This window comes from Mesorhizobium sp. M0340 (assembly GCF_040321535.1).
GTDB lineage: Bacteria > Pseudomonadota > Alphaproteobacteria > Rhizobiales > Rhizobiaceae > Mesorhizobium.
This window is the reverse complement of the sequence record NZ_JAMYRR010000004.1, coordinates 59,163-72,309: the sequence shown is the minus strand read 5'-3', so window position 1 is coordinate 72,309 and position 13,147 is coordinate 59,163. Positions and strand designations below refer to the sequence as shown.

The following is a 13,147-nucleotide window of genomic DNA, read 5'->3' as shown; positions in this document are numbered from 1 at the left end:
CGTGGCGAAGACTGTCATCGCCGCCGTCAATCGAGTGACCGCCTTAGCCGCCATCAGCCGGTTTCCTTCCCTCCAGGGCAGCTTCGGTGAAAGGCTGGGCGGCAATAAGGCCAAGCAGTTTCTGATAGTCGGCGGCGGTCTTGGCCGGAACGCCGAGCCGGAAAACGCCGTCGGCGGTAGGCCCGCCGGCGATCGTCAACTGGTTCTGGTCGAGAAAAGCGACGATGTCGGACAGCTTCGCATCCGGTTTGAACTTCACAAGGGCAAACGGCATTTTGGCCAGATCGTCTTCCGATCCGGCAATCTCGAAATCGCCACCTCTGTTGCCGGTCTGCACAAAGGATTGCGTGACGACCAGGGCCAGCAGCACCGCGGCCGCGGCCCAGGCAATGCCGGCGGGCGCCGCCATGAAGCGGCTCCAGGCCTGCGCCAGCCAGGACGATGCCGCCGGCCCGCGGGCGGGTCCGGCCTCGGCATCGAGCGTCTTGGCAAAGCGACTGAGCGCATCGGCAGGCGGGCGGATTGCCTCCTTTGCGGCAGCGGTGCCGGAGAATTCGGCCTCGGCCTCGCCTAGTGCGGCCATCGCCGCCGGATCGCTTGCCAGCCATTCCTCGATGGCTTCGAGCTCGGTGCCCTCCAGCGAGCCGTTCAGATAAAACGGCAGCAGCATTTCCATTTCGTCGCGGCGCGACATCTTTTCAGCGGCGCTCATGGCCACCCCCTGTCGTAACCGGCGGCCTTGAGGGCTTCGCCGAGTTCCTTGCGGGCGTAGAACATCCTGGTCTTGACCTGGCGACCGGGATGCCGAGTACCTCGCCGATCTCGCTCACCGATTGCCTGTGATAATAGGCAAGGTCGATCACCGTACGGTGCTCTTCCGGCATGGCATCGACGAAGCGTCGCCAGGCAGCGGCCTTTTCTTCTTTCATCGTCACGGCTTCCGGCGTGTCGGCACCGTCGGCGAGCTGCGCCGCGTCATCGTCGTCGATCCAGTCTTCCTCTCTTCTTGCGCAACAGGGACAGCGCCTTGAAGCGGGCAATGCCGAGCAGCCATGTCGAGACCTCCGAGCGGCCCTCGAAGGCCGGCGCCTGCCGCCAGAGTTCAAGGAATACCTCGTTCGCAATATCGTCGGCCATCAGTTCCGATCCCGTCTGGCGTGCCGCGAAGCGGTAGAGCCGCGCGTGGTGGCGCATGAACAGGAGCCGCACGGCGGCACGGTCGCCCTTCGCGACGCGCTCGACGAGCGCGCGATCGGTCTCCGCGGCAGTCATCGCCGGTCGAGCCGCCTGGCTCCTGCCTGCTCTGTCGCTGATCGGCCCAAAAAGGTTCACCGGCATCCGCCGTATATTTGCGGAGGCTAACTGAAGAGCGGGAGCGTTGCCAGAGGGAGAAGAGGGCGCGCTCAACTCAGGAACGGCTTTGCCTTCATGGTGACCGGCACCGGCACGCCGAGGCGCGCAAGCACTGTCGGCGCGAGCTGCAGCTGATCGAGCAGCGTATTGGCCTCCGGGCCTTCGCCGGATCCGAAGTAATAAAGTGCGAAATCCTGCATCTCTTCGTCGTGGCCGCCATGATGGCCGCGATCGGTCTGGCCATGATCGGCGGTGACGATCACCTCGTAGCCGGCCTCCCGCCAGCGCGGCAGGAAGCCGGCGAGCATGGCGTCGATTGCATAGACGGCATGATCCATCTCGCGGCAGTCATGGCCGAAGCGGTGGCCCATGGAGTCCAGCGTGCAGCTGTGCAGGATGCCGTAGTCGATGCCGTAGCGCCTGGTCAGCATGGTCAACGTCGCGAACAGGTCGACATCGCTCGGCGTCATCTGGTTGCTGGCGTTGTAGCCGGTCATGGTGTGGAACCGGCCATGGCTGATCGGCCTGCCCGGCTGGTCGAACTCTATGTCCTCGACCAGGTCGAACGGATAGGCCCGGAAGAATTCGGACCAGTAGGAATGGGTGACCGCACCCGTCTTACCGCCGGCCCTGCTGACTTCGGAAAAGATGTCCGGCTGTTCGACGCGAAACCGGTTCTCGTTGGACAGGATGCCGTGCACTTGAGGCGGCACGCCGGTGTGGATCGAGGCATAGCAGGATGCCGAGGTCGACGGCAGCACGGAGCGCATCTTCCACACGCGCGCGTCGCCGGATTGCACCCAGCCTTCGAGATTGCCCATCAGCCGTCGCCAGTTCCGGTAAGGCACGCCGTCTAGGATGATGAGCAGAAGTTTTGTGTTGAGCGCCAAGGGCGCCTCCATGCGGCTTGATCGGAAAAGTCAGGGCGGGCCTGCCGTTCAATCCACGCCCGGACAGGATCGTCGGGCGCAAGGGGCAGCCCGCTAGTTCCCCGCGCTGGCCATGCGCCGTCCCTTGATCGCTTTCTCTAACCAGCCAATCTCCATTTCGGGCACCGACGACAGCAAAAGGTCTGTGTAGGCGTCGAACGGCGGCGTCAGAACCTTGCTCTTGGGGCCGTAGCGCACCACCTCGCCGCGATACATCACCGCGATCGAATCGGCGATCGACTTCACTGTTGCGAGATCATGAGTGATGAACAGATAAGCGACGTTTTCCTCTTTCTGCAGCTCGAGCAGCAGCTCCAGTATGCCGTGGGCCACCAGCGGGTCGAGCGCCGATGTCACCTCGTCGCAGATGATCAGCTTCGGCTTGGCGGCGAGCGAACGAGCGATGCAGACGCGCTGCTTCTGGCCGCCCGAAAGCTCGGCCGGATAGCGGTCGACATAGCCCTTACCCATCTCGATCTTGTCGAGCAGTTCGGCGACCCGTTTGTCGCGCTCGCGCCCGCGCATCCCAAAATAGAATTCCAGCGGCCGGCCGATGATGGTGCCGACCGTCTGGCGCGGATTCATCGCTACATCGGCCATCTGGTAGATCATCTGCAGCTGGCGCAGATCCTCCTTCGGCCGGTCGGCAAGCCGGTTGGCGAGCGGCCGTCCGTCGAAGGTGACGGTGCCTTGTTCGGGCGGCAGGAGGCCGGTGATGGCGCGCGCCAGCGTCGATTTGCCGGAGCCGGACTCGCCGACCACCGCCAGCGTCTGGCCCGGGAAAATATCGACCGAGACGTTCTTCAGCACCTTGATGTGGCTGCGGCCATAGGCGGCGGTGATGTTCTTGACCGACAGGAACGGGCTCGTGCCGGGCTTCTGCTCCTGATGTTCGATCTCATGCACCGAAACCAGCGCGTTGGTGTATTCCTGGCGCGGCTCCTTGATGATCTGGCGCGTGCCGCCCCATTCGACCAGCCGGCCGTGGCGCAGCACCATGATCTCGTCCGAGACCTGGGCGACGACGGCTAGGTCATGGGTGATGTAGAGTGCCGCCACATGCGTGTCGCGGATGGCATCCTTGATCGCCGCTAAGACGTCGATCTGCGTCGTCACGTCGAGCGCCGTGGTCGGCTCGTCGAAGACGATCAGGTCGGGTTCCGAGCACAGCGCCATTGCCGTCATCACGCGCTGCAGCTGACCGCCCGACACCTGGTGGGGGAAGCGCTCGCCGATGGTTTCGGGGTTCGGCAGGCTGAGCTTCTTGAACAGCGCCACGGCGCGCTTTTCGGCTTCGGCCCGCGTCGCGATGCCGTGCAGCAGTGCTGCCTCGACCACCTGGTCCATCAGCCTGTGCGCCGGATTGAAGGCAGCTGCCGCCGATTGCGCGACATAGCAGACCTCGCGGCCGCGCAATTTGCGAAATCCCTCCTTGCCGCTTTTCAGGATGTCGCGGCCATTGAGGATGACCTCGCCGCCGGTGATGCGCACGCCGCCGCGGCCGTAGCCCATCGACGACAGGCCGATGGTCGATTTGCCGGCGCCGGACTCGCCGATCAATCCGAGCACCTTGCCTTTTTCGAGCGTCAGCGAGACATCGTGCACCAGCACGATGTTCTTCGGCGCCTCGCCCGGCGGATATACCGTGGCCTCGATGCGCAGATTGCGGATGTCGAGCAGCACGCCGGACTTCGGTTGCCCGGGCTTCGGTTGCCCAGACTTCGGTTGCCCGGGCTTTGGTTGCTTGTCAGCCATTACCCGCGTCCTCCCTTCAGGCTTGTCGTGCGGTTGAGCACCCAGTCGGCGACCAGATTGACGGAAATCGCCAGCGCGGCGATCGCTGCTGCCGGGATCAGTGCCGCCGCTATGCCGAAGACGATGCCGTCCTTGTTTTCCTTGACCATGCCGCCCCAATCGGCGCTAGGCGGCTGCACGCCAAGGCCGAGGAAGGAAAGCGTCGACAGGAACAGCACGGCATAGATGAAACGCAGCCCAAGTTCGGAAACCAGCGGCGACAGCGCGTTGGGCAGGATCTCGCGGAAGATGATCCAGATGCTGCCTTCGCCGCGCAATTTGGCCGCCTCGACGTAATCCATGACGTTGATGTCCACGGCGACCGCCCGCGACAGGCGGTAGACGCGGGTCGAATCGAGAATGCCCATCACCAGGATCAGCGTCACCAGATTGGTTGGCAGCACCGAGAGCACGACGAGGCCCATGATCAGCGTCGGGATCGACATCAGGAGATCGACGAGGCGCGAAATCAGCGTGTCGAACCAGCCGCCGAAAACCGCCGCCGAGAAGCCAAGGATAGCCCCAAGCGAGAAGGACAGCGCGGTGGCCAGCACCGCGATGAACAGCGTGACGCGGGCGCCGTAGATCATGCGCGAAAGGAGGTCGCGGCCGAGATTGTCGGTGCCCAGCAAATGTGTCGCCGACATCGGTTCCCAAACGTCGCCAACGATCTCGCCATTGCCGTGCGGTGCAATCCAGGGCGCAAAGATCGCCGCCAGCACGAACAGCGCCGTCAGCACCAGTCCGATCAGCGCCGGGATGGGGATGCGTTTCATGACGAGCATACCCGCCCCCTCACTTCGGATGTCTGAGCCGCGGATTGGCGATGATCGCCGCTATGTCCGCAATGATGTTCAGGCTGATATAAACGGCGGCGAAGATCAGCCCGACCGCCTGCACCACCGGCACGTCGCGCTTGGTGACGTGGTCGACGAGATATTGCCCCATGCCGGGGTAGACGAAGATCACCTCGACGACGACGACGCCGACGATGAGATAGGCGAGATTAAGCATGACGACGTTGATGATCGGCGCAATCGCATTGGGGAAGGCATGCCTGCGTATGACCGCGAATGCCGAAAGCCCCTTGAGCTCCGCGGTCTCGACATAGGCCGACTGCATGACGTTGAGGATTGCGGCGCGCGTCATGCGCATCATGTGGGCGAGCACCACCAGGGTCAGCGCCGCCGTCGGCAGCGCGATCGCCTGCATGCGCTCGCCGAAAGGCATTCCGTCATAGACGGTCGAGATGCCCGGGAAGATCTGGTATTTCACGGCAAAGAAATAGACGAGCACATAGCCGATGAAGAATTCCGGAAACGATGTCGAGGCGAGCGCCAGTCCAGAGATCAGTTTGTCGACCCAGCCATTGCGATAACGCACCGCAATCAGCCCAAGGATAATCGCGAGCGGCACCGCCACGACCGCCGCCCAGAAGGCCAGGAACAGCGTGTTCCACAACCGCCCCTTGATCGAGGTCGCAATATCCTGTCCGCTCGACATCGCGGTGCCGAGATTGCCAGTGAGCACGCCGCCGAGCCAGCGAAAATACCTGATATAGGCCGGGTCGTTGAGACCGAGCTGCTCGCGCAGATTGGCGAGCGACTCCGGCGTCGCCGATTGTCCGAGGATGGCTTGCGCGACGTCGCCGGGCAGGATCTGGGTGCCGGCGAAGATCAGAACCGATACGGCCAACAGCAGGAGAATGCCCAGCGCAATGCGCTGGGCCACCAGTTTCACGATGGGTGAGGACATATCCGCAAGGCCGGGCTCAGGCTTCGAGCCAGCACTTTGCCAGAGCGTATCCGTTCATCAGTTCCTGATGCGGATCGTCCACCCAGCCGGCAACCTTGGCGCCCGTCGCGTCGATGAACTGGTTGAACATCGGCAGGATGAGGCCGCCCTCGTCGCGAACGAGCATCGCCATGTCGCGATACATCGCCTTGCGCTTGGTGTTGTCGAGCTCGGCGCGTGCCGCCAGCACCATCTTGTCGAAATCCGGACGCAGGAAACGCGTGTCGTTCCAGTCGGCCGTCGACAGGTAGGCGGTCGAATACATCTGGTCCTGGGTCGAGCGTCCGCCCCAGTAGGAAGCGCAGAAGGGCTGCTTGTTCCAGACTTCGTTCCAGTAGCCGTCGCCCGGCTCGCGCTTGATCTCCAGCGTGATGCCGGCCTTGGCCGCGCTCTGCTGATAGAGCTGCGCGGCGTCGACGGCGCCCGGGAAGGCGACGTCCGATGTTCTGAGCAAGATTGAACCGTCATGGCCCGACTTCTTGAAGTGGAACTTTGCCTTGTCGGGATCGTATTTGCGCTGCTCGATATCGTCGGAAAACAGCGGGTATGCCGCATTGATCGGGAAGTCGTTGCCGAGCGAACCGTAGCCTCTGAGGATCTTGTCGAGCATCTCCTCGCGGTCGATCGCCAGCTTCAGCGCCATGCGCAGATCGTTGTTGTCGAACGGGGCCGTGTTGCAGTGCATGATGAAGACGTAGTGGCCAGGGCCGGCATGGTTGCGGATGGTGACGCCGGGTAGGCGCTTGATCAGGTCGACGATCTTCGGCTCGACGCGGTTGATCATGTTGACCTGTCCGCCCTGCAGGGCCGCCGTCCGCGCCGTGGCGTCGTTGATGACGATGACCTCGACCTGATCGGCATGGCCCATCTTGTCGCCCTGCCAGTAATTGGCGAAACGCTCGCCGCCATGACGCACGCCAGGCTCGTTGGTAGTGACCTTGTAAGGACCCGCCGAGATACCGGCATCGGCCTTGTCCTTGCCGCCGTTCGGCTGGACGATCAGGTGGTAGTCGCTGAGCAGATAGGGCAGGTCGGCATTCGGCTCCTTCAGCGTCAGCACGACTTCCTTGCCGCTGGCCTTGATGGTCTCAATGCCTTTCATATAGCCGAGCGCGCCGGATTTCGACTTCTCGTCCGAATGGCGTTCGAGGGTGGCGGCCACATCCTCTGCGGTCACCTTCTTACCATTGTGGAATTCGACGCCGTCACGGATCTTCAGCGTCCAGGTCTTGGCGTCGTCCGACGAGCCGATCTCCTCGGCGATGCGGTTCTCGAGAGTGCCTTCCGGGGAAAGCTCGACGATCAGTTCGCCCCACATCTTGCCGAAGGCGAACGGCACCTGCGTCAGGAACAGCGCCGGATCGAGGCTGTCGGCCGAAGAGCCGCCGACCAGGCCGGCCTTCAGCGTGCCGCCCTTGACCGGGCCTGCGGCACGCGCCGCGCTTGAAAGCAGCGAATTGGCGAAGGTTGCGGTGACGCCGAGCGCTGCTGCCCGGCCGAGAAAATCGCGACGGCTCAGCTTGCCGGACGCAACGCGCCAGCTCAGATATTCCAGTTCGTTCGACATGTTAAGTTCCTCACTCTGTTGGTCCGACCTTATGGTCGTTTTTTCTCATTTCGATCGGGAGAATAATGACCGTAAGGGAAAGCGGTAAGCAAGACCGAATGCGACATGCCGTGGCGTAAATTGTGCGTCGCAATTGGACCAATCGCTATAAGCGCTCAAAGCAGTACGCGCGGGATTTTCTCCTTGAAGTTGCGCTCGAAGACCAGTTTTTCGCCTTCATAGGCTTCGATTCTGGCGCTAACCACGAAGCTTTGCGCGTCGGAGCGCATTTCGGCGAAGGTTTCGGTGCGCACCGACCATTCATTTCGCGACAGCGTCTGGGTCCAATGCGTCTTGCCCGACGCTGACAACGGATTGTCGGGATGGATCGCCCATGTCTCTCTGGCGATGCTCCCGTGGGCGAGGCCATGCTCCAGGTCGCGCACTTCGCCGAAATCGTCGACGATGGAAAGCGTGATCAGTCCGGTCTTTTCGTCGCGATCGACATGACGTTCGGAATTGGCGGGCCGAAGTGTCTCCGTTGCCCAGGGCGTCGCGCCTTCGGAGGCGGGGAAGGTGACCTCATCGCCTGTCGCCGGCGGGCGCAGCGGCAGCATCAATGTCGCGGCCGACAATTCCAGCCGGACCGGCTCCGGCGACGGCCAGATCATCGGCCAATAGCTGTTGGAGATGGCAACGCGCAAGCGGTGGCCGGCCGGCGCCCGATAGGCGCATTGGTCGAGCACCACCCGGGCGCTGACGGTTTCCCCTGGCACCAGCGCTTCGGGAAATTCGTGCGAGTTGCGATGCGTCAGGTTAAGCACGCCGTACGAGATCAGCTCCGACGCCCCGTCCGGATGGACGTCGCACAGCCGTACCGCGATATTCGCCTGGCGGCGGTCCGACGAGACCCTGACCACAACTTCGGGAGCACCGACAATGTCGACCGTTTCGGTCAGCACCGGCTGGTCGAAGCACACCGACAGCGCATCGTCGGGGCGTTGGTCACCAGGCAGTTCCGGACCGAAGGTGAAGGGGAAATATTCGCCACCGGCAAGGCCGCAGTTTTGCGGCGAAGCGACGATAGCGTGATTGCCTTCAGCGATAAGCTCAACCTCTTGCGTCTTGATGTTGGGTGACGGCCATTCCGATTCAGCGACCCAGCGGCCCGGCCGCGCGGGATGCCAGCGCGCCGGACGCACGCTGTCCATGAGATAGGCGCGGTAGGCGGGGTCGGCCTCGACGCCGGTGTCGATGTCCTTGAGCCAGCGGTCCCACCAGCGCAAGGCCTCCTGCAGGAAGCCGATGCGGGGTTCGGGCGCGGCGTAATGCGGGTATTTGTGGATCCACGGGCCGACGATGCCCTTGACCGGCGCCTCGATGTTGGCGGCGAGGTGGGAAATCGTATTGCGATAGCCGTCATGCCAGCCGCCGATCGACAGCACCGCGGCATGGATGGCGGAATAGTCCTCGCAGATCGAGCCGCGCTTCCAATAGGCATCGCGATGCTGGTGCTTCAGCCACAGCGGCGCCAGGAAGGGCTGGTTCTCCAGCCGGGTCAGCCACAGGTCGCGCCATCTGTTGTCACCGGCCAGCAACGGATCCGGCGGCCTTGAGGAATAGGACAGCATGGTCGAGGCCCAGCCGAAATTCTCGATCAGCAGGCAGCCGCCCTTGTAATGGATGTCGTCGGCATAGCGGTCGACCGTCGAACAGAGACTGATAACCGCCTTCAGCGCCGGCGGCTGCTTAGACGCTACCTGCAGGCAGTTGAAGCCGCCCCACGAAATGCCCATCATGCCGACATTGCCGTTGCACCAGGGCTGGTCCGCCGCCCAGGCGATGACGTCGCAAGCGTCCTGCAATTCCTGCTCGGAATATTCGTCGTCCATCAGCCCTTCGGAATCGCCATTGCCGCGCATGTCGACGCGGATCGAGGCGTAGCCGTGGCCGGCAAAATAGGGATGCGTCAGCTGATCACGATAGATCGTGCCGTCGCGCTTGCGATAGGGCAGGTGTTCGAGGATTGCCGGCACCGGATCGTCGGCAGCATCGGCCGGCATCCACACCCGCGCCGACAGCCGGCAGCCGTCCGGCATGATGATCCCCATATCCGGAAATTCGACGATCTTTCGTGGGAATTCAGTGACGATTTTCATGCGGGCGAACTCCAGGAGCGCCAGATGATGGAGTCCGTGAGAGCGCGTCGTGGGCCAGTCAACGAATTCGGCTGGTCAATCCGCGTCAATTCAGCGGAATGTCGTTTTCGTCCTTGCCGGCCTGATAGGCGGCGGACAATTCGTCATAGCGCGCTGATATTGTGCCGATCCGCGCTTCCAGCCGCTCGCGTTCGGTCTCAGGCAGCGATCGCACCAATTTGCGGATCGAAAAGCTCCTCCAGTAGGCATTCTCGGCATTGTAGCCGCCGGGATCGAGGGTGAAGACCTCCTTCAGGATCTTCAGATCGTGCGGGATATCGAAGCTGTCGCGCGAATCCTCATGGCTGAAAAGATAGTAGAAATTGTCGAAGCCGGTCCAGGTGATCGCCGACAGGCAGAGCGAGCAGGGTTCGTGCGTGGCAAGAAAGATCGCGTCCTTGGTATCGACGCGTTCGGCCTTAGGCATTTCGTAGAAGCGCTTCAGGCAGTGCATCTCGCCGTGCCAGAGCGGATTTTCGATCTCGTTGTTGGTTTCGGCAAGCACCAGCGAACGGTCGTCCTTGCGCAGGATCGCCGCGCCGAACAGTTTGTTGCCGTGCGCGACGCCTTCGACGGTCTTCGGCACGATGTCGTGCTCGATGACATCGAGCAGGCGATCGATCAGCGAAATGTCGGTCATCACCGGCTCCCGTCGGGAAGATGGATTTCGTAAGGGTGTGAGAAATGACACTCTTCGACGTTGGAGCCGTCGCCGCCGCGGTCGACGACCACAAAATCCTGGACATCGCCGATCGGCGTCAGCACGCCGTGCCACAGATTGCGCGGGTAGTTGACGCCTTGCCCGGGCGCCGTGATGAAGGCGTGCGGCTCGCCAGGTCCTTCCTCGCCATCATGGCAGACGACGACCAGGAACGGCCGTGGTGACAGCGGGATGAAGGCCTGGCTGCCGAACGGATGACGCTCCACCATGGTCAGCTTCAACGGCAGCTCATAGGGGGTGCCACGCACCATCGAGATCAGCACGCGCGCATTCGGTCCTCGTGCTTCCGCGGTGGCGAGGTCGTGGTAGCGCTCGGCCTTGCCGCCATTGATCGGATAATGGTTGTCGCCGCCCATGTCGATGACGTCGCCGAATTCGGCGAAATTCTCGCGGGTCAGCGGCCGCGCGACGATCCGCGTCATGGTGAAGGTCTCGCGACGCCGGCGCTGCCAAGCTTGGCGTGGCGGTTGACGTCCTTATAGAGGAGGTAGCGGAATTTGCCCGGCCCGCCGGCATAACAAGCCTGCGGGCAGAAGGCGCGCAGCCACATATAGTCGCCGGCTTCGACTTCGACCCAGTCCTGGTTGAGACGGTAGACCGCCTTGCCTTCCAGCACGTAGAGCCCGTGCTCCATCACATGAGTCTCGGCGAACGGGATGACCGCACCAGGCTCGAGCGTGACGATGGTGACATGCATGTCGTGGCGCATGTCGGCCGGATCAACGAAGCGCGTCGTCGCCCATCGGCCTTCGGTACCCGGCATCGGCGTCGGCGCGATGTCCTGTTCGTTGGCGAAGAACGCTTGCGGCTGGTCGATGCCGTCGACTGCGTCGTAAGTCTTGCGGATCCAGTGGAAGCGGACGGCGGCACCGCTTTCATTGCGCACCGTCCACCCGCTCGCCGGCGGCAGGAAGGCAAAGCCGCCCGGCCTTAAGCTATGTTTCTTGCCGGCAAGCGAAACGCATAGCTCGCCTTCGACCACGAACAGCGCACCTTCGGCGGCGGCGTCAAGCTCAGGGCGGTCGCTACCGCCGCCGGGCGCGAGCTCGACGATGTATTGCGAAAACGTCTCGGCAAAACCCGACAGCGGCCGCGACAGCACCCAGACCCGTGTCCCATCCCAGAACGGCAAAGCGCTGGTGACGATGTCCTGCATCACGCCCTTGGGGATCACGGCATAGGCCTGTGTGAACACAGCGCGGCCGGTCAGCAATTCACTCTGGCCGGGATGTCCGCCTTGCGGCGCATAATAGGTTCGTTCGGCCATTTTCATCATATCCATAAATTCAAGCCTGTTGCGGAAGCCAGGGCCTATCGCGGCAGCCAAAGCCCTATTGCGGAAGCATGTCCTTGAGACGGAGCAGCGCGATGCGCTCGACCTGTCTGCAGGCGGTTTCGAATTCGACGTCGTGGCTGTTGCCGATACGCGCTTCGAACTCGGCCAGGATCTCCGCCTTGGTCCTGCCTTTCACCGCGATGATGAAGGGGAAACCGAAGCTGGTGACGTAGGCGGCATTGAGTTTTGCGAACAGCTCGCGCTCCTTCTCGGTCAGCGCGTCGAGCCCTGCCGAAGCTTGCTCCTTGGCCGATTCGTCCGTCAACCTTCTAGCCTGCGCCAGTTTTCCGGCAAGATCGGGGTGGGCATTGAGCACGGAAAGCCGCTCGGCCTCGCTTGCTGCGCGAAACACGCGGCAGAGCGCATTGTGCAGGCCGCCGGCACTGTCATGGGCCGGGCCGAGCTCCAGCCCATAAGCGCGCTCGGCAACCCACGGCGAATGCTCGAACACGCCGCCGAATGTGTGGACAAAGGCCTCGAATTCCATTTTCGACGGGCGCAGCGCCGGCAACCGGAACGGATGCGTCTCCTGCCAATGTTTTGCAATGTCGATGCGCCGTGCCAGCCAGACCTTGTCGTGTGATTTGACGTAGTCGATGAAGCGCTTCAGTGCCGCGACCCGGCCCGGCCGTCCAACCAGACGGCAGTGCAGGCCGATATTCATCATGCGCGGCCGGCCTGCCTTGCCCTCGGCATAAAGCGTATCGAAACTATCCCTGAGATAGGCAAAGAACTGGTCGCCCGAATTGAAGCCCTGCGGCGTGGCAAAGCGCATGTCGTTGGCGTCGAGCGTGTAGGGGATGACCAACTGCGGCTTCGCCGACCCGTCCGGTGTCACATGCTCGAACCAGTAGGGCAGTTCGTCGTCATATGTGTCCGACACATAGTCGAAGCCGCCCTCTTCCGCCGCCAGCCGCACCGTGTTGATCGAGGTGCGGCCGGTGTACCAGCCGGTCGGCCGCGCCCCTGTGACCTCATAATGCAGCCGGATCGCCGCCTCCATGTCGCGGCGCTCGTCTTCCGGGGTATGGTCGCGGTAGTCGATCCATTTCAGCCCGTGCGAAGCGATCTCCCAGCCGGCCTCCTGCATCGCCGCAACCTGGTCGGGCGAACGCGCCAGGGCCGTGGCCACGCCATAGCAGGTGATCGGCACCTGTGCCTCGCTGAACAGGCGCAGCAATCGCCAGAAGCCGGCTCGGGCGCCGTATTCGTAGATCGATTCCATGTTCCAGTGGCGCTGGCCGGGCCAGGGCGCGGCGCCGACGATCTCCGACAGGAAAGCCTCCGAAGCCTTGTCGCCGTGCAGGACGCAATTCTCGCCGCCCTCTTCATAATTGACGACGAACTGCACCGCGACATGCGCCCCGCCGGGCCATTTCGGATCCGGCGGATTGGCTCCGTAGCCGCGCATGTCTCGTTCGTAACGCATTCTCGCTCCTGCCGGAAATTGTCATCAGGATAGTCGAAAGGAGTGCC

11 protein-coding genes and 1 pseudogene are annotated in these 13,147 nt (G+C 62.9%); all 12 read right to left on the bottom strand.

Annotation, left to right across the window (positions count from 1 at the left end; translation table 11 throughout):
* Positions 1 to 43: 43 nt before the first annotated feature.
* The 12 genes and pseudogenes from NKI79_RS07065 to puuE all read right to left on the bottom strand — a co-directional run bounded on the left by NKI79_RS07065 (position 44) and on the right by puuE (position 13,100).
* Complete coding sequence (locus NKI79_RS07065) at positions 44 to 712, bottom strand: anti-sigma factor (protein ID WP_352800680.1); 669 nt, start codon at positions 710 to 712, stop codon at positions 44 to 46.
* Positions 709 to 1,272: pseudogene (locus tag NKI79_RS07060) on the bottom strand (sigma-70 family RNA polymerase sigma factor). Before NKI79_RS07060 ends, NKI79_RS07065 begins: the two are co-directional and overlap by 4 nt.
* 131 nt (positions 1,273 to 1,403) lie before the next feature.
* Positions 1,404 to 2,243: an alkaline phosphatase family protein gene (locus NKI79_RS07055; protein WP_352480053.1), complete on the bottom strand. Its 840-nt coding sequence runs from the start codon at positions 2,241 to 2,243 to the stop codon at positions 1,404 to 1,406.
* Between the two features lie 93 nt (positions 2,244 to 2,336).
* Positions 2,337 to 4,037, bottom strand: coding sequence for an ABC transporter ATP-binding protein (locus NKI79_RS07050; RefSeq protein ID WP_352480054.1), 1,701 nt, complete (start codon positions 4,035 to 4,037; stop codon positions 2,337 to 2,339).
* Positions 4,037 to 4,861, bottom strand: coding sequence for an ABC transporter permease (locus NKI79_RS07045; RefSeq protein ID WP_352480055.1), 825 nt, complete (start codon positions 4,859 to 4,861; stop codon positions 4,037 to 4,039). The genes NKI79_RS07050 and NKI79_RS07045 overlap by 1 nt, the downstream gene beginning before the upstream one ends.
* A 10-nt stretch (positions 4,862 to 4,871) precedes the next feature.
* Positions 4,872 to 5,831, bottom strand: a complete 960-nt coding sequence (locus NKI79_RS07040) for an ABC transporter permease (protein ID WP_352480056.1) — start codon at positions 5,829 to 5,831, stop codon at positions 4,872 to 4,874.
* 16 nt (positions 5,832 to 5,847) lie between these two features.
* Entirely contained in the window at positions 5,848 to 7,437 is a 1,590-nt protein-coding gene (locus NKI79_RS07035; RefSeq protein WP_352800677.1) for an ABC transporter substrate-binding protein, read from the bottom strand.
* 155 nt (positions 7,438 to 7,592) lie between these two features.
* On the bottom strand, positions 7,593 to 9,575 hold the full coding sequence (locus NKI79_RS07030; RefSeq protein ID WP_352800676.1) for a CocE/NonD family hydrolase: 1,983 nt from the start codon (positions 9,573 to 9,575) through the stop codon (positions 7,593 to 7,595).
* A gap of 85 nt (positions 9,576 to 9,660) precedes the next feature.
* On the bottom strand, positions 9,661 to 10,254 hold the full coding sequence (locus NKI79_RS07025) for a nucleoside deaminase (RefSeq protein ID WP_352480059.1): 594 nt from the start codon (positions 10,252 to 10,254) through the stop codon (positions 9,661 to 9,663).
* A complete protein-coding gene (locus NKI79_RS07020; RefSeq protein ID WP_352480060.1) occupies positions 10,254 to 10,757 on the bottom strand; it encodes an ureidoglycolate lyase in 504 nt (167 codons plus the stop codon). The genes NKI79_RS07025 and NKI79_RS07020 overlap by 1 nt, the downstream gene beginning before the upstream one ends.
* Positions 10,754 to 11,602 carry a bifunctional allantoicase/(S)-ureidoglycine aminohydrolase gene (locus tag NKI79_RS07015; protein ID WP_502895601.1) on the bottom strand — a complete coding sequence of 283 codons (849 nt, stop codon included), beginning with the start codon at positions 11,600 to 11,602 and terminating at the stop codon, positions 10,754 to 10,756. The genes NKI79_RS07020 and NKI79_RS07015 overlap by 4 nt, the downstream gene beginning before the upstream one ends.
* Before the next feature lie 64 nt (positions 11,603 to 11,666).
* Positions 11,667 to 13,100 (bottom strand): allantoinase PuuE, encoded by a 1,434-nt coding sequence (gene puuE, locus NKI79_RS07010; RefSeq protein ID WP_352480062.1) that lies wholly within the window; start codon positions 13,098 to 13,100, stop codon positions 11,667 to 11,669.
* Positions 13,101 to 13,147 lie beyond the last annotated feature (47 nt).